This is a genomic window from Pinisolibacter sp. DMC19, from assembly GCF_056313985.1.
Genome location: NZ_JBQUZF010000002.1, coordinates 692013 through 712777, shown reverse-complemented (window position 1 = coordinate 712777; position 20765 = coordinate 692013). Strand labels below are relative to the sequence as shown.

Genomic DNA, 20765 nt, shown 5'->3' with positions numbered 1-20765 from the left:
GCCATGTCCATCGATCCCGTTCTCGCCCGCGTCGACGCCGATCTCGACGCGAGCCTCGCTCGTCTGTTCGATCTCGTCCGGCTGAAGTCGATCTCCGCCGATCCGGCCTTCGCGGCCGACGTGCGCGCGACCGGCGAGCACTGCGTGAAGCTCCTCGCCGATCTCGGCTTCGAGGCTTCTCTGCGCGAGACGCCGTTCCACCCGATCGTCGTCGCCCACTGGAAGGGCGCGGTCGAGAACGACGCCCGCCACGTCCTCTTCTACGGCCACTACGACGTCCAGCCGGTCGATCCGCTGGAGCTGTGGCACGCCGATCCCTTCGACCCGAAGGTCGAGGAGCGCGACGGGGTGAAGGTCATCACCGGCCGCGGCTCGGCCGACGACAAGGGCCAGTTGCTGATCTTCATCGAGGCAATGCGGGCGCTGTTGGCCGAGGAGGGCCGCCTGCCGGTCCGCGTCACGGTGCTGCTCGAAGGTGAAGAGGAGAGCGGTTCGCCCTCGCTCGAGCCCTTCCTCGAGGCCCATGCCGCCGAGCTCTCGCATGATCTCGCGCTGGTCTGCGACACCAACATGTGGGCGCGCGGCCGCCCGGCGATCACGACGAGCCTGCGCGGTCTCGTCGGCGAGGAGGCGAAGATCGCCTGCGCCGATCGCGACCTCCATTCCGGCCTCTTCGGCGGCCCGGCCTGGAACCCGATCCGCGTCCTGACCAGGATCCTCGCCAGCCTCCACGACGACACCGGCCGCGTCACGCTGCCCGGCTTCTACGACGGGGTCGACGATCTGCCGGCCGAGGTCGACGCCTCCTGGCGGGCGCTCGGGGCGACCGAGGAGAGCTTCCTCGGCCCGGTCGGGCTGAAGACGGCGGCCGGCGAAGAGGGTCGTTCGGTGCTGGAGCAGATCTGGGCGCGGCCGACCTGCGAGTTCAACGGCGTCACCGGCGGCTACACCGGCGACGGCTTCAAGACCGTGCTGCCGGCAAAGGCCTCGGCCAAGGTCTCCTTCCGCCTCGTCGGCGGTCAGGACCCCGAGAAGATCCGCGCCGCCTTCCGCGCCCGCGTCACCGAGATGCTGCCGCCCGACGCGACCGTGACCTTCCACGCTCACGGCGGCTCGGCCGGCTTCACCATGCCCTTCGACAGCCCGGTCCTCGACGCCGCCCGTCGCGCGCTCGGCGACGAATGGAACGTCCCGGCGCTGATGACCGGCATGGGCGGCACGATCCCGGTCGGCAACGCCTTCGCCAAGTATCTCGGCATGCCGACGCTCTTCGTCGGCTTCGGCCTCGACGACGACCGTATCCACTCGCCCAACGAGAAATACGACCTCGAGAGCTTCCACAAGGGCATCCGCTCCTGGGCGCGGATCCTGAAGAACCTGGCGTGAGGGGAGGGGGAGATGTATAGTTATCCTGTTACAAAAGTTATCGAGTGTATTTCGGACGAGCCCTTTTTATCAAAAAATCAGAACGATGTTATTGTCCACGTCGGAAAGGTTAATGCATTTTTCGATGCATTTTCAAGAAGAATATTCCAAGAGAGTGCGGAATTACAAAGAAGACTCATGAATTTTTTGAGGAGCCAAGTTGAATTTAACGGCAACTCTCATCGAGAGATGGCTAAAATATTCATAAGATACACAGATCCCCTTGGTGGGATATTTACATCGAATAAGAGTATCGAACGAGCATTTTTTATGTATTATATTTTTTTGGAATTCAGTGATTCAATTTCGATTGACGAAAGCTTAGTTGCGACAATGCGAGGCATTATTTCGAATTGGCCAGATAGGGATGCTATTCATCTATATGAGATATTCTTTGCGCTCTATGGCGGCGGTGCGCTTGGAAAGAAAGCTGCTATTATTGATCAAAAGATAATTGATGTATCGAACTCGATCAAATCAATTGATGAATATCGCGATGAAATAAAAAATAACTTGAATTTGGAGGTAATAAATGGACGTCGCCTTCTGGACGAGTTGAAGGAGTCGACGGTCGTTGATATTCAGCATATAAAAGAGGCGGCGATTGAGGTTGCCAATTTGACCTCAGCAGAGGGGATTTGGCGTAAAAAATCATTTTCCCATAAAATTTTCGGCTATGCATATCTATGTATAGCAGTATTTACATTATTGGCGGTGGTATCTCTATTCTTCTTCGAGTGGTCTTTGCTCAAAGTTGAATTACTTGAAATGTTTAAGGCTTCCGGCGGCTACCCTTTCATTCCAGTTGTTATTGTGCCGATTGTAGCTGTTCTTTGGATTGTTCGGATTTTTTCGAGGCTATCAGCAGCTGAATTTGTATTGCGTGACGATGCTGAACAGAGAAGGGCGCTTGTTTTAACTTATTATATTATGGTTTCCGATGAAAAAGCAAAAATGCAACCAAATGATCGTATTTTAATTCTGAATTCTTTGTTCCGCGCACTTCCCGGCCACCAAAATGAAGAGATCACGCCTCCGAGCTTTGCCGATATCGTCAAAGAAATGATGGGCTCAAAACCATCATGACGGATCGATCCGGATGACGCTTTCCCGCCCGATCGCGCCCTGCGCCGCCGTGCTCGACGCCTCCGACGAGGCGGGGGCGCGGGCGGTGCTCGACGCGATCCTCGCCCCTCGGGGCGTCGAGATCGTCCGCTCCGGCGCCGCGCCCTATCGCAAGCTCGGCGATCACACCCGCATCTGGTTCTGGTGGCGTCTGCCGGAGGGCGCGCCGGCGGACCATCGCGCCCGGCTCGAGGCGCTCGCCGCGGCGCTGGTCGCGCCCGCCGATCGCGAGCGGCTCTTCACCCGCTTCGAAGAGACCGAGGGCGAGGGGATGGAGTTCGAGATCGTCGTCGCCGCCAACGTCGTGCCCGTCACGGCCGTGGGGCTCCTCTGGCTCGATCTCGAGTTCGACCTCGAGCCGGCCGTGCAGGCCGATCTCGAGGCGGCGCTCACTTCATGATGCCGAGCCGGCGCAGGATCAGATAGACCGCGCCCGAGCCCATCAGCGCCACGAGACAGGCGAGGAAGAAGCCGGTCTCGTCGTCGCCGAAGGGGAGCCCCTTGGTGTTCATGCCGAAGGCGCCGGTCACCAGCGTCGCCGGCAGGAACAGGGCGGTCAGCGCGGAGAGGGTCGACAGCTGCCGGTTCATGTGGTCGGCCGCCTTGGCGGAGGCTTCTTCCTGGATGATCCGCGCCCGTTCCTGAATCGCCTCGACATCGCGCGCCACCGAGGCGAGGCGCAGCGCCACCCGTTCGGCCATGGCGAAGACGTCCTCGGGCAGATCGCGTTCGCGGTCGTCGACGAGGGCGGCGAAGTGGATGCGCAGCGCGCCGACCTGACGCGACAGCCTGAGCGCCATGCGCCGGATCGGTCCGACGCGGAGATCCTCCGGATCGACCCGGTCCTCGACCACGCGCTCCTCGATCACCTCGAGCTTCTCGGCCTGTTCGCGCGCGGTGGCGGTCACTTCGTCGGCGAAGGTATCGAATACCCACTCGAGCAGCGCTTCGCCGCTCTCGAAGGCCTCGCCGCGAACGATCGCCCGCCGCACGCCTTCGATCGAGCGCAGCGACTGGCGCCGGCCGGTGACGAGCAGCCGGCCGTGCAGGGCGAACTTCAGATGGGCGATGTCGCCGCGGGTGTCGCGGGCGAACTCGCGGCGGAAGTCGGCAAAGACACCGAAGAGGGCCGAGTCCTCGGCGGCGAGCCGGAGGTGGTCGTCGGGATCGAGCAGCAGATCGCGCGCCGTCTCCGGCAGGCTCGAATGGCCGATCCATTCGCCGGCCCGGACGTCGACGAGATTGAAGTGGAGCCACACCCAGCCGTCGCGGGCGGCGAGCGCCGCGCCGATCGCCTCGGCGTCGGCGAGGACATGCGCATGGCCGGCCTCGTCGAAGGCGTGAGCGAAGACCAGCCCCGGCATCGGCTCGGCGAGCCCTTCGAGGGCGGAGTGGGCGCGGGTCCGGTCGGCGACGGTCATGGTTCCCTCGGGCAGAGAGGCGCGGGCGGGGCGGCCGGCCCCGTTTCGCTCCACCCTTGGGGGTTCCGTGCGACGGTTCGATGACAGGGTGTCGTATCAGCCCAGCGTCAGCAGTCCCGTGAGGCTCGGCAGCACGGCGGCCGGGCGGAACTCGTTGTATTCCTCCGGCAGGTCGTTGCGGTTGACCCAGACCGAGCGGAAGCCGAAGGCAGTGGCGCCGGCCGCGTCCCAGCGGTTCGACGACTGGAACGACACGGCCTCGGGGAAGCAGCGGTAACGCGTGGTGACGAGGTCGTAGACGCGCGGGTCGGGCTTGTAGATCTTGATCTCGTCGACCGAGACGATGTCGTCGACCACCTCGTCGATGCCGCCGGAGCGGCAGGCCGCCGCGAGCATCTTCGGCGTGCCGTTCGACAGGATGACGATCTTGGCGCCGCGCATCTTCAACTGCTTCAGCACTTCCGGCACGTCCGGGTGGACGTCGCAGGTGAGATAGCTGTCGAGCAGCGCCGCCCGCGAGGCGCGATTGGCCTGCGGCACCCGGGCGAAGGCATAGTCGAGCGCCTCCTCGGTCAGCGTCCAGAAGTCCTTGTAGCGGCCCATCATGGTCAGCATCCACGAATATTCGAGCTGCTTGGCGCGCCACAGGGCCGACAGGAGCTGTCCTTCGGGTCCCACCTCGTCGGCATGACGGCGCACCGCCGCGTGGACGTCGAACAGGGTTCCATAGGCATCGAAGACGTAGATCGCGTGGGACATGCGTCGCTCCGTGGATCGGGAGAGGCGACAATGGACCGAACCGACCGCCGAGGAAAAGGGGCAATCGCCGTGCCCCTCCGCCGTTCGCCCGACGCACCGCGTCACACGCGGATCGGCCGTCGCCGCCGCCGATCCTTGCATTGCTTGCTGTACGGTCGTATCGGTGGGGTTCCCACTCATCACCCGAAAGGCGGCATCATGGCGCACGGCATCGAGAACCCGAAGACCTGGACGTGGTTCGACGGCGAATGGCTGGAGGGCAATCCGCCCCTGATCGGGCCGCGCAGCCATGCCTTCTGGCTCGGCACCTCGGTGTTCGACGGCGCCCGCGCCTTCGAGGGCGTGACGCCCGACCTCGATCGCCATTGCGCCCGCACCAACCGTTCGGCCCGCGCCGTCGGCCTCGAGCCGACGATGCGCGACGAGGAGATCCTCGAACTCGCCAAGGACGGCCTCACGCGCTTTTCCCGCGACGCCGAGCTCTACATCCGCCCGAGCTACTGGGGCGAGCACGATCATCCCAATCTCGTGATCGGCGCCGATCCGGCCTCCACCCGCTTCGCACTGACGCTGTGGGAGGCGCCGATGCTGCCGCCGACCGGCATCACCGTGACGCTGTCTCGCTTCCGCCGGCCGACGCTCGAATGCATGCCGACCGATGCCAAGGCGAGCTGCCTCTATCCCAACAACGCGCGCGCCGCCCGCGAGGCACGCGAAAAGGGCTTCGACAACGCCCTCGTCCTCGACATGCTCGGAAACGTCGCGGAACTGGCCTCCGCCAACGTCTTCATGGTCAAGGATGGCGTCGCCATGACGCCGATCGCCAACGGCACCTTCCTCGCCGGCATCACGCGCGCCCGCACCATCGACCTCCTGCGCAAGGCGGGCACGCCGGTCGTCGAGAAGACGCTGCGCTACGAGGATTTCCTCGGCGCCGACGAGATGTTCTCGACCGGCAACTACACCAAGGTGATGCCGATCGTCCGCTTCGAGAATCGCGAACTGGAGCCCGGCCCGGTCTATCGTCTGGCCCGCCGACTCTATTGGGATTTCGCCCACGCATAATGGGGCGTAGGGTGCTTCGAACTGGAAGAATTCGGGCGCGGCGGTTGCCGAGGTCCGTAGTCCTCCCTATGTTGCACGTGGCCCTTCCCGGTCGCCGCTCACCCGAGACGCCGGCGACCGCCATTCCGCAGGAGTCCTTCCGATGGCTTTCGAACTCGCCCCGCTGCCCTATGCCTACGACGCGCTCGCCCCGTATTTCTCGGTCGAGCAGCTCGAGTTCCACCACGACAAGCATCACGCGACCTACGTCACCAACCTGAACAATCTGGTGAAGGGGACGGAGTTCGAGGGCAAGTCGCTCGAGGAGATCATCGTCGCTTCGGCCGGCAAGAACGTCGCGGTGTTCAACAACTCCGCCCAGCACTTCAACCACGCCGAATTCTGGAAGTTCATGAAGAAGGACGGCGGCGGCAAGAAGATCCCGGCCAAGCTCCAGGCCGCGATCGACTCCGACCTCGGCGGCTACGACAAGTTCCGCGCCGACTTCGTGCAGGCCGGCGTCACCCAGTTCGGCTCCGGCTGGGCCTGGCTTTCGGTCAAGGACGGCAAGCTCGTCATCTCCAAGACCGGCAATGCCGACAATCCGCTGACCGTCGGCGCCAAGCCGATCCTGACCGCGGACGTGTGGGAGCACTGCTACTACATCGACTACCGCAACCTGCGCCTGAAGTTCCTGGAGACCTTCGTCGACAGCCTGATCAACTGGGACTACGTCCTGGAGTGCTACGAGAAGGCCGTCTGATCGGCGCTCGCGATCGACGACACATCGAACGGCCGGACCTCGTGTCCGGCCGTTTTGCGTTTCCGCGTGAACGCTTTCTCAACCGGCCGGGGTGGACAGTCGGCCCGACGAGATTGACGCAAGGGAAAGGAGGCGTCCGATGTTCGCCGCCGATTCCTTTGCCGAGGCCCGTGTCGTCGTCCTCGACCCCAACCGCACCTTCCAGTCGATGATGCGCGCCATGCTGCGCCATCTCGGCTTCCGTCGCGTCGAGGTCTTCGGCGATGCCGACGAGGCGCTGGCGCGGGTCATGGACACGCCGATCGACCTCGTCTTCGTCGAACAGACCCTGACCGGCATTTCCGGCATCGACTGGGTCAAGTCGGTTCGCCGTGGCATCCGCATCGCCAATCCCGACATGGCGGTGGTGATGATGTCGTCCTGCGTCGTCCGCTCGACGTTGGAGCCGGCGGTCGGCGCCGGCATCGACAGTCTGCTGGTGCGCCCCTTCGCGCCCGAGACGGTCGCCCGTCACGCCCGCCGCGCGCTCGGCGCCCGCCATACCTATGTCTCCGGCCCCGGCGGCTACTGGGGGCCCGACCAGTTGCGCACCCGCCTGCGCATGAACTTCGCCAAGGGCGCCGCCGCGCGCCGTCTGGCAGCCGTCGCGCCGGCCTCCGAACGCCCGCGTCTGCCGCGTGGCCTTCCCGGTTTCGACGTCGGCATCACGCTCCGAAAGACACCGAAGGACGGCGACGACACCGCCTTCGTCGATTGATCCCGGCCACCGGCGGGGAGTAGCCTGTCGCCGTCCGCCCGCCCGGGCGGTTTGCGACGATCGGGGGCATGACGTGGCTGCGAGCGACTGGACCGCACGGTTTCCCGGCCTCGGTGACCTCGGCTCCGAGGATCGCGCGGCGCTCGTCGCCGGCGCCCGCGCGGTCGACCTCCCGACCGGCACCGTGGTCTTCTCGCCCGGCCGGGTCTGTACCGCCTATCTGCTGGTGCTCGACGGCTCGGTCCGCGTCCAGATGATCGCCGATACCGGCCGCGAGATCGTGCTCTACCGCGTCCGCCGCGGCGAGACCTGCGTGCTGACGACCGCCTGCCTGCTCGCCGGCGACGCCTATGCTGCCGACGGCATCGTCGAGGAACCGACCGCCGGCGTCGCCGTGCCGACGGCGCTCTTCGATGCGCTGATGGCGCGCTCCGATGCCTTCCGTCGCTTCGTCTTCACCGGCTACGGTCGTCGCGTCGCCGATCTCCTGGCGACGCTCCAGTCGGCGGTCTTCCACCGGGTCGACGCGCGCCTCGCCCGCCATCTCGTCGGCCGCGGCGGCGACGTCCTCGCCGTCACCCATCGCGATCTCGCCGCCGAACTCGGCACCGCCCGCGAGGTGGTGAGCCGCCATCTCTCCGCCTTCGAGAAGCGCGGCCTCGTCCGCCTCGGCCGCGGAACCGTCGAGGTCGTCGATCGGCTCGGGCTCGACCGGCTCGCCGAGGCGGTCGAGGGCGCGTCTTTAGGATGAGCCCCGCGTGTGACTAGGTCACCGACGCCGCCCTACCGTTGCGTTATGGTGACTGCGATCGGAGACGGGGCGTGCCCCCCCGCGTCCCCTCCGCCCGCGACACACACGAGGAGAATTCCCATGAACGCCAACGTCGGTGGCATCGACAAGATCCTGCGCATCGTGGTCGGTCTGGCCCTGATCGCCTTCGCCCTGCTCGGCCCGGCGACGATCTCCTGGAAGTGGATCGGCTGGATCGGCGTCGTGCCGCTCGCCACCGCGCTTCTCGGCTTCTGCCCGGCCTACACCCTTCTCGGCATCAACACCTGCCCGATGAAGAAGTGATCGCCGCGCCCGGCACGATCGTCGGAGCATGAATAGAGAAGGCCGGAGGCGGTGACGCCTCCGGCCTTCGGTTTATTGGGCCTGCGCAATGCTCCGCCTCACGGCAGGTCGGGCGTCCCCGTGACGGCGATGGCGAAGGCCTGGACCTTGGCGACTTCCTTCAGCCGGTCGAAGCGACCGGAGGCACCGCCGTGGCCGGCGTCCATGTTGGTCTCGACGAGGAACGGCCCGCCGCTCGCCTTCGCCCGGAGCCGGGCGATCCACTTCGCCGGCTCCCAATAGGTCACCCGCGGATCGGTGAGCCCCGCCAAGGCGAGGATCGGCGGATAGGCCTTGGCCTCGACGTTGTCGTAAGGCGAGTAGGAGAGGATGGTGCGGAACGCCGCCTCGTCCTCGATCGGGTTACCCCATTCCGGCCATTCCGGCGGGGTCAGCGGCAGGTCGGGGTCGCACATCGTGGCGAGCACGTCGACGAAGGGCACCTCGGCGACGATGCCGGCGAAGAGCTCGCCCGCCCGATTGGCGACCGCCCCCATCAGCATGCCGCCGGCCGATCCACCCTGCGCGACCAGCCGATCCGGTGCCGAGAAGCCTTCCGCCACCAGATGGCGGGCGGCGGCGACGAAGTCGTCGAACGTGTTGGTCTTGAACTCGCGCCGGCCTCGAGCATACCAGCGGAAGCCTTTGTCCTTGCCGCCGCGGATATGGGCGATGGCATAGACGAAGCCGCGATCGACCAGCGACAGGATCGAGGTCGAGAAGGCCGCCGGAATGGTGATGCCGTAGGCGCCGTAGCCGTAGAGCAGGCAGGGCGCGCTGCCGTCGATGGGTGTCGCACGGGCGTGGATCAGCGTCACCGGCACCGTCTCGCCGTCGGCCGCCGGGGCGAAGATCCGCCGCGCCACGTAGGCCGCCGGATCGTGGCCGCTGGGCACTTCCTGTTCCTTGCGCAAGGTCCGCGAGCGGCTCTCCATGTCGTAGTCGAAGACCCGCGCCGGCGTCGTCGGCGACGAATAGGAGAAGCGCAGGCTCGTCGTGTCGTGCTCGTAGCCGCCGAGGAGACCGAGCGAATAGGCCTCTTCGTCGAAGGCGACGTCGTGCTCGGCACCGTCGGCGAGGCGTCGCACGACGATGCGCGGCAGACCCTCGACCCGTTCGAGCCGGACGAGGTGATGCTTCGTCGCCGTCTGCGACAGGATCAGCCGGCCGGCGACATGGGGGACGAGCGTCGTCCAGTTCTCCCGCCCCGGCGCTTCGATCGGCGCCGTGACGATGCGGAAGTCCTCCGCCCCGCCGTTGTTGGTCAGGATGGTGAAGCGGTCGCCGGCATCCTCGACGTCGTATTCCTCGCCGGTGACACGGGGCGCGACGAGCCGCGGCGGGGTGGTCGGGCGGCCCGCGTCGATCAGACGCACCTCGGAGGTTTCGTGGTCGTGGATGGCGATCACCACGAAGCGGCCGGACTGCGTCTTGCCGAGCCCGACGAAGAATCCGGCGTCGGCCTCCTCGTAGACCAGCACGTCTTCGAGCGCCGGCGAGCCGATGCGGTGCAGGAAGACCTTCGATGGGCGATGGTTGTCGTCGAGCCGGACGTAGAAGAAGCTCTCGCCGTCGGCGGAAAAGACAGCCTCGCCGCCGGTCGCCTCGACCCTGTCCTCGAGATCGATGCCGCGGGTCAGGTCGCGGACACGCAGCGTGAAATATTCCGAGCCGTTCTCGTCGGCGCCCCAGACGATCCGTCGGTGGTCGGGCGAATGGACGACGCCGGAGAGGCGGAAGTAGGAGAGCCCCGCCGCCCGTTCGTCGCCGTCGAGCAGCACCTCCTCGTCGCCGCCGTCGCGCGGCGTCCGCACGTGGATCGGGTGCTGGCCGCCGGGGCGGTGGCGCGCGGCGTAGGCGTAGGGACCGTCCTTGGCGGGAACGGACGAATCGTCCTGCTTGATCCGCGCCTTCATCTCCTCGAAGAGGCGGGCCTGCAGCGCCGTCGTCGGCGCCATCACGGCGCGGGCATGGGCGTTGTCGGCCTCGAGCACGGCACGGATGGCGGGATCGAGCACGCCCGGATCGCGCATCACCGCCTGCCAGTTCTCGGCACGCAGCCAGCCGAAGTCGTCGACGATCTCGACGCCGTGGAGGGTTCGGGAAACCGGTCGGGCCTCGATGGTCGGGGCGGGATGGGCGGCGAGAAGCGACTTGCGGGAAACTGTCATGCTTTCGGTTCTTCGTCCGGTTGGAAGTCGAGGGCGTTGCCGTTGAGGCAGTAGCGCAGGCCGGTCGGCTGCGGTCCGTCGTCGAAGACGTGGCCGAGATGGGCCTCGCATTCGGCACAACGGATTTCGGTGCGGACCATGCCGTGGGTGACGTCTCGGTGCTCGGCGATGCCGGCCTCGGCGATCGGCGCCCAGAAGCTCGGCCAGCCACTGCCGGAATCGTATTTCGTCGCCGCGTCGAACAGCGGTCGGCCACAGCAGACGCAGGCGTAGGTGCCGGGGCGCTTCTCGTTCCAATACGGACCGGAGAAGGCGCGTTCGGTGCCGGCGCAGCGGGTGATGCGGTACTGTTCCGGGGTCAGGCGCCGCTTCAGGGTGTCGTCGTCCATCGTCTCGTCCTCCTCGCGTCGCCGCGCCGATCATGGGCGGCGGCGAGGAGGAAAGCTAGTGCGGCCTCGATCGCCGACAATCGGGGTCTCCGCCGTGGTCGCGCACCCCGTCGCCGCCGGATGCTCGAGAACTCGCGCGATCTCGGAACTCTTCCAGAAGGCGTTCGAACTGCCATGATGCCGCAGCATGTTCACCACGTCGTCACGGTTGCTCGCGAGAGGCCCTTCTCCGCGACGTTTCTGCGAACGTGACGAAGTTTGCAACTCGCGTCGACTGCCTGACGAAGATGAAAGTTGCAGACGAGATCTTGTGCATCTCGCAAACTCTGCCTATAGGAAGATGTCGATTGGGGGTCGAAGTGATTCAAGCGACATTTGTCAGAGATGAATCCGTCGCGATTCGAATCTCGGCAATGACTCGATCGTTCCTCGAGTGACCGAAATCCGAGGGGTTCCCCTCCGGCAAGACAGGTGAAAAATGACCGATTCCAGCACCAACCTCATCGAACTGGCCACCGAGATCGTCTCGGCCTACGTGAGCAACAACACCGTGCCCGCGGCCGAGCTCTCCGGCCTGATCGCCGAGGTCTACGCCGCCCTGCAGCGCACCTCCGCCGGTGTCGCGCCGGAGCCGGCGCCCGAGCCGCTGAAGCCGGCGGTTCCGGTGAAGAAGTCGGTCAACCCGGACTTCATCGTCTGCCTCGAGGACGGCAAGAAGTTCAAGTCGCTGAAGCGCCACCTGCGCACCCAGTACAACATGACCCCGGAAGAGTACCGCGAGAAGTGGGGCCTGCCGGCCGACTACCCGATGGTCGCCCCGAACTACGCGCAGGCTCGCTCCGACCTCGCCAAGAAGATGGGCCTCGGCCAGCAGCGTCGCCGCGGCGCCCGCTGATCCCGTCCCGACCGCATTCGACGCCGCCGCGAACTCAGCGTTCGCGGCGGCGTTCGCTTTTCTTGCTCTCGGCGCCGAGCCGATCTTCGGCCGCCAGCGCCTCGATCAGGCCGACGTGGCGGGCGAGGCTGTAGCTCCAGTGTCGCGCCCGCGCCCGCCGCCGTTCGCCGGCCAGCGCCCGTTCCAGGACGGCGCGCATGCGTACGAGGCCGGCGGGCGAGTGGTCCGCCAGATCGGCCGGCGTCACCGGCACCAGCCGCGGCAGGATTCGATCGCGCTCCCCCGGTCTCCAGGGTTCGGCGGTAGGCGGCGGGGCGTGGTGGCGTCGGTCGTCGGGCATGTCTGGGGTCCTTCGTCGAGACCCCCCATCGTCGCCCGGGCCCAGCGGTCCGGGGACAACTCGCGACATTTCAGACGCAACGAAAAATTGGTCAAGTTCACCATATATATCACAAGTTATCCCCACTCCCTCACTCGCCCCCATAATCGAGAGGTATTTATTCCTATCGACGGGTCGGGATCGCGGGGGATCGAAGGATGCTCGAGCATGTCACACACAACGGGATCGTGAAGGGGTACGCCGGCGTGGCGACCGGCAGAACGGGCGCGATCGAGCGACGGCGAACGGTGTTGTTGCATCGCCGCCGTCGCGGTGACCGCGACCACGTCACCGCGGATTGCCGTTGCCTCGAGACGGTGGTCGCCCGCGCCTTCGGTGCCGATCTGACGGAACTCCGCGGCGCCTCGCGCGGCCATGCGCCGATCGCCTTCGCCCGGCAGGTGGCGATGTATGTCGCCCACGTCTGGCTCGGCCTGTCGCTGAGCGAGGTCGGCCGCCGCTTCGGCCGCGACCGCACCACCGTCTCCCACGCCTGCCGCGTCGTCGAGGAACGCCGCGACGATCCCTCCGTCGACCGTGTCGTTGCCGCCGTCGAGGCCGCCGCCGATCTGTGGATCGACTTCGCCTGCGATCTGGAGGTGGGGCGATGAGCGAGGCCGCCGAACTGCGCCTCCTGCGCCTTCTCGCCGTTGCCGAGGGGGCCCTCGACGACCGCGGCGTCCTGCGCGTCGTCGGCCCCGACGGCCTGCGCCGGCTGAAGCCCGACGGCGACACCCTGCGCGCGCTCGCCGAACGCGGCGAGATCGAAGCACGCGGCGACGCCCGCGATCGTCTCGCCGTCACTGCCGCCGGCCGCGCCCGCCTCGCCCGGCGGGAACGTCTCGGCGATCTCGACGGCTTCCGCCTGCAGCACGGTGAAGTCGCGCACATGCGCGTCGGCGAGGGCGAGACGGCGATCGTCGACGGTGCCGAGAGCCCGCTCGCCTGGCTCGCCCGCCGCCGCGACCGCGACGGCAGGGCCTATCTCTCGCCCGCCCGCGTCGCCGCCGGCGAACGGCTGCGCGGCGACTTCACCCTCGCCCGGATGATGCCGACGGTGACCTCCAACTGGTCGACCGGCCGGATCGGCGGTGGCTCCGGCACGGGCGGCCTCGCCGACCTGACCGACCGGTCGATCGCCGCGCGCGACCGTGTCCAGGCGGCACTCGCCGCGACCGGATCGGACCTCGGCGGCCTGCTGGTCGACGTCTGTTGCTTTCTGAAGGGGCTCGAGCAGGTGGAGAGCGAACGCCGCTGGCCGGCGCGCTCCGCCAAGGTGGTGCTCGACATCGCGCTCGGCCGGCTCGCCGATCACTACGGCCTCGCCGACGAGGCGCGCGGGCGGGAGACGCCCGGCCGGCTGCGTCACTGGGGCACGCCCGATCATCGCCCGGACGAGCGCCGCTCACCGCCGTGAGCGCTGGTGGTGATCAGCCTTCGAGCGCCTTGCGGGCCTCGGCACGGATGCGCTCGATCATCGAGTTGACGCCGTTGGCGCGCTGCGGGGTGATGTGGTCGCGCAACGAGATGGCGGAGAAGATCGGCTCGGGATCGAGCGTCAGGATCTCCTTCGCCGTGCGGCCGGAGAAGATCGCCAGCATCACTGCGACCAGGCCCTTGACGATATGGGCGTCCGAATCGCCGGTGAAGAACAGCCGGGGCCCGTCGGGGCCGGGTTCGACGCGGGTGACGAGCCAGACCTGCGAGGCGCAGCCGCGGACCTTGTTGGCTTCGGTGCGATCGGCCTCGTCGATCGGCGCCAGCGCCTTGCCGAGTTCGATCACGTAGCGATAGCGCTCTTCCCAGTCGTCGATGACGTCGAAGTCCGCGATGATGTCGTCGATGGTCGCCAAGGGTTCGGCCTCCTGCTCGCGACCGTTCTAGCGCGTGCGTCGCGGCATCGCAAAACCCAACCGACGGCGTCTTGTCGCGTGCGGCTGTCAGGAGACGGGGCGGGCGTGCGGCAGGGGGACGATCTGGGCGCGACGGCGCTCGGGATCGGCGACACGCGGCGCGGTCGCAGCCGGGGCGACGGTCGAGGCAGTGGTGGCGGGCGCCTCGAACTTCTCCTGCACCCAGCGACCGGCCTGCGCCGTGGCGCCGTCGACGGCAACGCGCCCGGCGGCACAGGCGATCGCATTGTCGGCGCACCAGGCATCGGCCTCACGGATGGTCGCTCGCGCCGTGCCGACGGCGGTCTCGACGATGCGATCGCCGTGGTCGGCGACGGACCGCGACGCGAGGGTCGGCGTCCCGAGCGAATCGACCGCCTTGCGCCAGTCGGCCGGCACCAGCAGCAGCGCCAGCGAGATCCAGAACACGGCACGGAAAATGAAGAACATCGAAGCCTCCCCGAGAGCTTCGTCCGACGAACGTCCCACTGTCGTCGGATCTGTCGAGGATCATGGCATGCCCGGTTGAAGGTCGGGTTCAGTGGGGCGTTCGAATTGCGCGATTTCCGTTAGCCCTCCGTTCACCATGAAAGCGATTGGCCGGGCACGATCGCACGAAATCCGAGGAAACCCGCATTTCGCGCGCGTTTTCAGAGGCTTCCGCGCTGCGTGCATCGCCCGCTCTTCAACAGCCTGTTAAGTCGCCGCTGCCATCATGTCCCCGTCGCCGAGCGTTCGTGGCGGCCCACATCGGTGGTGAGTTGATCGAGTGTCCGAGTTTCGTCATCAAGGCCCGCTAGCGCCGATCGGTCGGTTCGTCGACGGTCTCGTCCCGGAAGGGATGGCCGGCGATCGGCTCGAATGGAGCCGCCACCGGACCTTCATCGCCGCCAATCTCGCCGCCGGCCTCGCCGTGCTCGGTCTGGTGCCGCCGTGGTGGGTGCTGGTCGGTCCGACCGGCCTCGTCGAGACGGTCGCCCTGATCGGTCTCGTCGCCCCCGCGCCGATCGCGCTGTGGGTCTCCCACGGCGGCGACATCGGCCGTGCTCAGATCGCGGCTTCGGCGATCGCCGCCTTCGTCATCGGCTGGATCGCCCTCTTCACCGGCGGCGTCGCCTCGCCGGCGCTGCTCGCCCTCGGCATCGTGCCGATGGAGGCTGCGCTGATCGGCCGTCGCCTGGTCACCCGCATCGCCCTCGGCCTCGCCGCGTTCGCCTTCGTCGCGGTGGTTGCGACCGGATTGGCCGGTCGCCTGCCGGTGGTCGATGCCGCCCGCCTCGGTCCGGCACTCGCCTTCGCCGTGCCGGCGCTCGCCATTCTCTATGCCGGCGGTCTCGCCATGCGGATGGAACTGGTCACCCGCGCCGGCGACGCCATCGCCCGGCGCCGCGGCGATCACTTCCGGCTGGTGGCCGAGAACATCACCGACATCGTCACCGGCCACGGCGCCGACGGCGACATCGTCTTCGTCACCCCGGCGGTCGAGCGCGTGCTCGGCATCTCGGCCGAGGCGGCGAGCGGCGACGGTCTCTTCCGCATGATCCACGTCGGCGATCGCCCGGCCTACCTGACCGCCCTGTCGGACGCCGCCGCCTTCGGCCGCTCGGCGTCGGTCGAGTTCCGCGTCCGTGTCGACGAGGCCGACGGCCGTCATCGCTGGCTGTGGCTCGAGCTGCGCTGCCGTCCGCTCGACGACGGCGATCCGATGATCCGGTCCGCCAAGGTCGTCGCCGTCACCCGCGACATCACCCTGCGCAAGGCGCAGGAGGACGAGCTGATGCGCGCCCGTGAGATCGCCGAGGAGGCGAGCCTCGCCAAGACCCGCTTCCTCGCCAACGTCAGCCACGAGCTGCGCACGCCGCTGAACGCCATCATCGGCTTCTCCGACATGCTCGGCGCCGAGATCTTCGGACCGCTCGGCGATCCGCGTCAGCGCGAATACGTCGAGCTGATCAACGAATCGGGCAAGCACCTGCTGCAGGTGGTCAACGACATCCTCGACATGTCGAAGATCGAGGCCGGCTCCTTCGACGTCGTCGCCGAGCCCTTCGACCCGGCGGCGCTGATCGAGAGCATCCGTAGCCTGATGGCGCTGCAGGCCGAGGAGCGCGGGCTCGCGTTCCGCCTGGATCTGCCGCCGCGCCTGCCCGAGCTCGTCGCCGATCGCCGCGCCTGCAAGCAGATCCTGATCAATCTCGTCTCCAACGCCGTGAAGTTCACCGACCGCTTCGGCACGGTGACGCTGGGCGCCCGCGTCGAGGGTGGCGACATCGCCATCTTCGTTCGCGACACCGGCATCGGCATCGCCGAGAAGGACATCGAGCGCCTCGGCACGCCCTTCGTCCAGGCCGACTGCGGTTACGACCGCCGCCACGAGGGCACCGGTCTCGGCCTGTCGGTGGTCAAGGGCTTGACGCGCCTGCACGGTGGCACGATGAAGATCGAGAGTCGGCTGGGCGAGGGGACCTGCGTCACCGTCCGTCTGCCGCTCGATCCCGAGGCGCCGCGCGCCGCCCGTCCCGAAACCCGTGCCGACACTCGCGTCGTCGAACTCGCCGCCGCCGAACCGCGGCTCCGGCTCGAGCAGAAGCGTGCCTGACATGACCCGATCCGACCGCTCCACCGCTCGCAATCGTCCAGAGGAGGTCCGGGACCGCCCGGCCCCGCCCGGCAGCCTGCCGATTCGCCTCGCCGAGACGGCCCTGCGCCATCCGGTGACCTCGGCCGGTGCCTTCCTGTCGCTGGCGATGATCGGCGTGATCTTCGGCAACGCGCTGGGCAATCAGCCGGCGCGCCATCCGCACCCGTTCTTCCAGACCCGTTCGACGGCCGAGGCCGCGCGCCCCGCCGCCGTGCCGCTGCCGCAGCCGGCGCCGCAGAATCCGGCAGCCGCCGCCGCGCCGCAGGCCGTCCCCGCCGCCGCTCCCACGGCGACGCCCGTGCCGCGTCCGCGCCCGATCGGCGCGCTCGAGCAACCCACCGGCCTCGCCGAGCTGCAGGTGGCGCTGCGCGACCACGGTCTCTATTCCGGCCCGCTCGACGGCATCCTCGGACCGGCGACGGTCGAGGCGATCCGCGCCTTCGAACGCCGCATCGGCGCGCCGCAGACCGGCGAGCCGAGCGAGCTGCTGCTCGCCTCCGCCCGCGCGCTGCGCACCCCCGACACCACGGCGACCGGTTCGCTCAAGGCCCAGGCCGCCGCCCGTCGTGCCGACCCCGCGTCCGCCGCCCAAGTGGCTCCGGCCCCGGCTCCGGTCGCGGCCGCGCCGGCCAACACGCCGGTCGCCGCTTCGCCCGCCCGCATGGCCGCGGTCGAGACCGTCGCCGCCCCGGTCGGCGCCGACGAGGCCGCCAACGTGCCGATGGTCGAGGAGGTGAGCGCCGTCGTTCCGACCGGTGCGATCCGGCGCGCCCTGCGCGAACCGCTCGCCCAGGGCGGCGATCTCCGCATCCAGCGCGCCCAGCGCGGCCTCGTCGCCGCCGGCTACGGCCCGCTCAAGGCCGACGGCCGCTTCGACGACAAGACCGGCACGGCGATCCGCCGCTTCGAGATCGATCACGGCTGGATCGCCAGCGGTCGTGTCTCCGAGCGCCTGCTCGCCAATCTCGGCGATCCCGGCGCCACGCGACAGTGATCGCCGAAAGGGCCTGCCCATGAGCGCGGCGGGACGTCCGACCTCGGAATTCTGGGTCTCGGCGCTGCTGCGTCGCGCGCGAGCCGAAGGCGCGATGGCTGTCCTGCGTCGCCGCGGCGACGACATGGCGGGTGCGATCTTCGTCGTCGTCGACCGGCTCGACGGCACCGCCGATCTCCACGCCCCCCTGCCGCAGAGCGACGTCGCCGAAGGCGAGGCGGGAACACGCCGCTTCGAGACCGTGCTCGCCGGCGTCGCGCCCGCGGCGATCGACGCGCGCATCGCCTCCGAGAGCCGGTTCGATCCGGACGTCTGGGTGATCGAGATCGAGGACCGCGCCGGCCGCTCCTTCATCGAGCCGCCGCCGCGCGATCCGAACGCGCCGGAAAAGATCCAGCCGGTCTGGCCGCCGAAGTTCTGAGCGCGTCTCTCCGAGACCTCAGGCGCGCCGCGTCGTCGTGGTCGCGGGGCGCCGTGCCTCGCCGGTGCCCATGTCGCGCGCCCGACCCGCCGCCTCGCGCCGCTCGGCCGCATCGGTCTGACGCAGCACGGTCTTCGTCCGCGAACGCGCCTCGTCGTCGCGCCAGGCGGTGACCAGCCGTTCGGCGGTCCGCCGCGGCGTCCGTTCGAGCAGGGCGACGAGGTCCTGCAACTGGCCGACGTCGGCCTGGATACCGAGATGGTGGAGCAGGATCGACGTGGCGCGGATCTCGCCGACACCACCGGCGAGCAGCAGGATCGCCAGAGTCTCGCAGGTCGGATCGTCGAGGGCGGCCGCGACCACGTCGGGCGCCAGCGCGAGATGCTCGGCGAAGGCTGCCGCCAGGAAGGTCCGATCGCCCGCCACTGCACCCGACAACAGCCGATCGGCGAGCATCGCCGGATCGTGGCTGCTCGAACGCGCCGGTGCCGGTCTCAGTGCCGCCTCGATCGTCGCCGCCTGGAGCGCCCGCCAGCGTGCGGCCGCGTCGAGGCGAAGCCAGATCGAGAGCTCGGGAAGCCCTTCGTCGCGGCGGGCCGGTGCGTCGAGGGAGGCCACGGCGGGCATGACCGGCCCCGTCGGCGCCATGGGGAATGTCGGCATCTTCGGCACCGTAGGCGTCGCGGGCTGTGGTGCGGCCGGGCGGGGCGCGGCGGGCCGGGGGGCGACGTCGAACAGCGGCGGCGGTAGGTGGCGAGGCGTGAGCACCGGCGGCGCGATCCGCGGCGCCGTTTCCGTCGCCGGCTCGGCCGGACGCGGTGGCAGTATCGGTCGAGCGGCTTCGGTCCGCGTCGCGGCGACCGGCATCGTCGCCTCGGGATCGGTCCGACGGCGCCGCGCCTCGACGTGGGGCGCCGCCGAGGGCGGCACGACGGCGGCGTCGATCAGCACGGCGGCGACGTCCGGGGCGAGGTCGAGACGACGCCCGACACACCGCACGTGATCGGGGCCGCGGCGCATGATGACGATGAGATCGCTCGAGGTCAGCACCGGCGAATGCAGGATCATCGGCCCGGCGATCTCGATGTCGTCGAGCGCCAGCCGCCGTGCGATCTCCGGCGGCGTGTCCGGACGGCGGGCGAGGAGCCCGGCGACCTGACGACGGCGTTCGGCGTCGGCGACGTCGAGCAGGCCGCCGACCAGCGCCGCGAAGGCGGCGATCTCGCCGCGGTCGTGGGAGGGTGCGACGAGATAGAGATCGACGGCGTCGTTCAGGACGTCGCGGGCGGAACGGGGTTGCAGCACGATCGGGTCCTTCGTGGAGGCATTCGGCTCGGGTCGTTCCATCGTCGTCTCTTCGCAACCGCCGGCACTGCGTTTCGTTCAGTATCGACCCGACCGGTTAAGGCTCCGTTAACCATGTTGGCGCAAGGCTCGGTCGCGAGCGGTCTGTCGGAGCCGCTCGAGTCATCGTTTCGGATCGCATGCCGCGATCCCCGCGTTCCGCTCTCGGCCCGGAGGCACGAGGAGAGATCGATGGGTGACGTCGTGTTCCTGACGACCGTCCGCCGCCGGGCACCGAAACGGCCCGCGGAGGACGGTGAGCGGCGCGGAGAGATCGCGCTCTTCACCGGCGTTCGGGTCGAACGCTGGAACGAGCCGTCGCCGACCGAACACGACGCTCCGCGGCCCTCCCGTCCCGGGCGTCCGCGTCGACGCGGCAAGTGAAGACACCTCGGTCGCGGAAGGAAACGCGCACCCATGATTTCGAACCGGGTTCGCGCCGTCGCCACGCTCCTCGTCCTCGCGACGGCTCTGACCGGCTGCGGCCGCGAGACCGGCGACTTCGGCCGTGCCAAGCCGAATGCCTGGAACGACGGTGTCCTACCCTTCGTCGGCGACAAGATCGCCGCCCACGGCCGCGACGAACTCGTCTCCGACTTCAATCGCACCGACAGCGAGGGCACCCTGCGCGACCGCGCCTGGGGCATCGTCCGGGCGCCGCACGCCGACGACTGGTTCGGCAACATGCTGATCGAGGGCCAGCGCACCCGGATCCTGCCGGAGATCGATTCGCGCTTCGATCCCGCCGGCTACTACGCCCGGCTGCGCCGCGATCCCTATCGCTCCAGCGAGACCCGTTGGGCCCGCCTGATCCTCGACATGCACACCGACGCCGAACTGGTCGGCCCCTTCTGGCGCGAGGCCCGCAAGGTGCGCGACGACGACGCGCTGCGCCTGCGCGCCGCCGACGGCCGCGCCGATCTCGCCGCACACGAGTTGAAGGACGCCTACGCCCGCATCGACGAGAACGCCCGCGTCGTCGACTGGGCGTGGCGGATGATGCGCTTCCGCCTCTCCGCCTATCGCATGGCGATCGACCGGATGCAGGTCGAGACGCCGTCGGAGCGGATCTGGGAGGCCAATCAGGCCTGGAGCGCGCTGAAGTCGGCGATCGACATCGCCGAGGCCGACTTCCCGGCCGGCACGCGCCGCGGCACGCCGTCGAACGGCCGCCGCTCGCGTTACGGCGAGGCCGGCTCGATCAACATCCCGGTTCCACAGAAGTGACGCG

The 20765-nt window shown here is 68.3% G+C and carries 23 protein-coding genes; 15 read left to right on the top strand and 8 right to left on the bottom strand.

Annotated features, from left to right (window positions below; genetic code table 11):
* Nucleotides 1-3 precede the first annotated feature (3 nt).
* From ACT53U_RS07760 to ACT53U_RS07750, 3 genes are read left to right on the top strand one after another with little or no spacing between them, the layout of a single operon-like run.
* Nucleotides 4-1386 carry a M20/M25/M40 family metallo-hydrolase gene (locus ACT53U_RS07760; RefSeq protein ID WP_476153849.1) on the top strand — a complete coding sequence of 461 codons (1383 nt, stop codon included), beginning with the start codon at nucleotides 4-6 and terminating at the stop codon, nucleotides 1384-1386.
* Between the two features lie 12 nt (nucleotides 1387-1398).
* Entirely contained in the window at nucleotides 1399-2511 is a 1113-nt protein-coding gene (locus ACT53U_RS07755; protein WP_476153848.1) for a DUF6161 domain-containing protein, read from the top strand.
* A 13-nt stretch (nucleotides 2512-2524) separates the two neighbouring features.
* The gene (locus ACT53U_RS07750) at nucleotides 2525-2950 is read left to right on the top strand and encodes a hypothetical protein (RefSeq protein ID WP_476153847.1); all 426 of its coding nucleotides are present in this window, start codon (nucleotides 2525-2527) and stop codon (nucleotides 2948-2950) included.
* Here ACT53U_RS07750 and ACT53U_RS07745 read toward each other — a convergent pair.
* A complete protein-coding gene (locus ACT53U_RS07745) occupies nucleotides 2940-3971 on the bottom strand; it encodes a CorA family divalent cation transporter (RefSeq protein ID WP_476153846.1) in 1032 nt (343 codons plus the stop codon). The two genes, ACT53U_RS07750 and ACT53U_RS07745, sit on opposite strands and share 11 nt — an antisense overlap.
* A gap of 96 nt (nucleotides 3972-4067) precedes the next feature.
* Nucleotides 4068-4730, bottom strand: coding sequence for a haloacid dehalogenase type II (locus ACT53U_RS07740; protein WP_476135456.1), 663 nt, complete (start codon nucleotides 4728-4730; stop codon nucleotides 4068-4070).
* A 198-nt stretch (nucleotides 4731-4928) separates the two neighbouring features.
* On the opposite strand from ACT53U_RS07740, the gene ACT53U_RS07735 reads away from it, so the two are divergent.
* The 5 genes from ACT53U_RS07735 to ACT53U_RS07715 all read left to right on the top strand — a co-directional run bounded on the left by ACT53U_RS07735 (nucleotide 4929) and on the right by ACT53U_RS07715 (nucleotide 8369).
* Nucleotides 4929-5795 (top strand): branched-chain amino acid aminotransferase, encoded by an 867-nt coding sequence (locus tag ACT53U_RS07735; protein WP_476153845.1) that lies wholly within the window; start codon nucleotides 4929-4931, stop codon nucleotides 5793-5795.
* A gap of 142 nt (nucleotides 5796-5937) precedes the next feature.
* Entirely contained in the window at nucleotides 5938-6537 is a 600-nt protein-coding gene (locus ACT53U_RS07730) for a superoxide dismutase (protein WP_476153844.1), read from the top strand.
* A gap of 139 nt (nucleotides 6538-6676) precedes the next feature.
* Nucleotides 6677-7294 (top strand): response regulator, encoded by a 618-nt coding sequence (locus ACT53U_RS07725; protein ID WP_476153843.1) that lies wholly within the window; start codon nucleotides 6677-6679, stop codon nucleotides 7292-7294.
* A gap of 73 nt (nucleotides 7295-7367) precedes the next feature.
* Nucleotides 7368-8045: a Crp/Fnr family transcriptional regulator gene (locus ACT53U_RS07720; protein WP_476153842.1), complete on the top strand. Its 678-nt coding sequence runs from the start codon at nucleotides 7368-7370 to the stop codon at nucleotides 8043-8045.
* Between the two features lie 120 nt (nucleotides 8046-8165).
* A complete protein-coding gene (locus ACT53U_RS07715; RefSeq protein ID WP_476153841.1) occupies nucleotides 8166-8369 on the top strand; it encodes a YgaP family membrane protein in 204 nt (67 codons plus the stop codon).
* A 98-nt stretch (nucleotides 8370-8467) separates the two neighbouring features.
* Here ACT53U_RS07715 and ACT53U_RS07710 read toward each other — a convergent pair whose 3' ends face one another.
* Nucleotides 8468-10579, bottom strand: coding sequence for a S9 family peptidase (locus tag ACT53U_RS07710; RefSeq protein ID WP_476153840.1), 2112 nt, complete (start codon nucleotides 10577-10579; stop codon nucleotides 8468-8470).
* Nucleotides 10576-10968, bottom strand: a complete 393-nt coding sequence (gene msrB, locus ACT53U_RS07705) for a peptide-methionine (R)-S-oxide reductase MsrB (protein WP_476153839.1) — start codon at nucleotides 10966-10968, stop codon at nucleotides 10576-10578. Before msrB ends, ACT53U_RS07710 begins: the two co-directional genes overlap by 4 nt.
* A gap of 478 nt (nucleotides 10969-11446) precedes the next feature.
* On the opposite strand from msrB, the gene ACT53U_RS07700 reads away from it, so the two are divergent.
* Nucleotides 11447-11863 (top strand): Ros/MucR family transcriptional regulator, encoded by a 417-nt coding sequence (locus ACT53U_RS07700; protein WP_476135470.1) that lies wholly within the window; start codon nucleotides 11447-11449, stop codon nucleotides 11861-11863.
* A gap of 34 nt (nucleotides 11864-11897) precedes the next feature.
* Here ACT53U_RS07700 and ACT53U_RS07695 read toward each other — a convergent pair whose 3' ends face one another.
* Entirely contained in the window at nucleotides 11898-12203 is a 306-nt protein-coding gene (locus ACT53U_RS07695; protein ID WP_476153838.1) for a DUF6477 family protein, read from the bottom strand.
* Between the two features lie 290 nt (nucleotides 12204-12493).
* Here ACT53U_RS07695 and ACT53U_RS07690 point away from each other — a divergent pair, with 290 nt between their 5' ends.
* Nucleotides 12494-12853, top strand: a complete 360-nt coding sequence (locus ACT53U_RS07690) for a helix-turn-helix domain-containing protein (protein WP_476153837.1) — start codon at nucleotides 12494-12496, stop codon at nucleotides 12851-12853.
* Nucleotides 12850-13659, top strand: a complete 810-nt coding sequence (locus ACT53U_RS07685) for a DUF6456 domain-containing protein (protein WP_476153836.1) — start codon at nucleotides 12850-12852, stop codon at nucleotides 13657-13659. The genes ACT53U_RS07690 and ACT53U_RS07685 overlap by 4 nt, the downstream gene beginning before the upstream one ends.
* A gap of 13 nt (nucleotides 13660-13672) precedes the next feature.
* Here the strand turns inward: ACT53U_RS07685 and ACT53U_RS07680 are convergent, their stop codons facing one another.
* Nucleotides 13673-14095, bottom strand: coding sequence for a SufE family protein (locus tag ACT53U_RS07680; RefSeq protein ID WP_476153835.1), 423 nt, complete (start codon nucleotides 14093-14095; stop codon nucleotides 13673-13675).
* 87 nt (nucleotides 14096-14182) lie between these two features.
* Nucleotides 14183-14584 carry a hypothetical protein gene (locus ACT53U_RS07675; protein WP_476153834.1) on the bottom strand — a complete coding sequence of 134 codons (402 nt, stop codon included), beginning with the start codon at nucleotides 14582-14584 and terminating at the stop codon, nucleotides 14183-14185.
* 391 nt (nucleotides 14585-14975) lie between these two features.
* Between ACT53U_RS07675 and ACT53U_RS07670 the strand changes: the two genes are divergently transcribed.
* From ACT53U_RS07670 to ACT53U_RS07660, 3 genes are read left to right on the top strand one after another with little or no spacing between them, the layout of a single operon-like run.
* The gene (locus ACT53U_RS07670; RefSeq protein ID WP_476153833.1) at nucleotides 14976-16733 is read left to right on the top strand and encodes a sensor histidine kinase; all 1758 of its coding nucleotides are present in this window, start codon (nucleotides 14976-14978) and stop codon (nucleotides 16731-16733) included.
* A 1-nt stretch (nucleotide 16734) separates the two neighbouring features.
* Nucleotides 16735-17769, top strand: coding sequence for a peptidoglycan-binding domain-containing protein (locus tag ACT53U_RS07665; protein ID WP_476153832.1), 1035 nt, complete (start codon nucleotides 16735-16737; stop codon nucleotides 17767-17769).
* A 19-nt stretch (nucleotides 17770-17788) separates the two neighbouring features.
* Nucleotides 17789-18190, top strand: coding sequence for a DUF1491 family protein (locus ACT53U_RS07660; protein ID WP_476153831.1), 402 nt, complete (start codon nucleotides 17789-17791; stop codon nucleotides 18188-18190).
* Nucleotides 18191-18208: 18 nt separating this feature from the next.
* Here the strand turns inward: ACT53U_RS07660 and ACT53U_RS07655 are convergent, their stop codons facing one another.
* Entirely contained in the window at nucleotides 18209-19495 is a 1287-nt protein-coding gene (locus ACT53U_RS07655; RefSeq protein ID WP_476153830.1) for a hypothetical protein, read from the bottom strand.
* 456 nt (nucleotides 19496-19951) lie between these two features.
* On the opposite strand from ACT53U_RS07655, the gene ACT53U_RS07650 reads away from it, so the two are divergent.
* Nucleotides 19952-20761 (top strand): hypothetical protein, encoded by an 810-nt coding sequence (locus ACT53U_RS07650; protein WP_476153829.1) that lies wholly within the window; start codon nucleotides 19952-19954, stop codon nucleotides 20759-20761.
* Nucleotides 20762-20765: the final 4 nt, after the last annotated feature.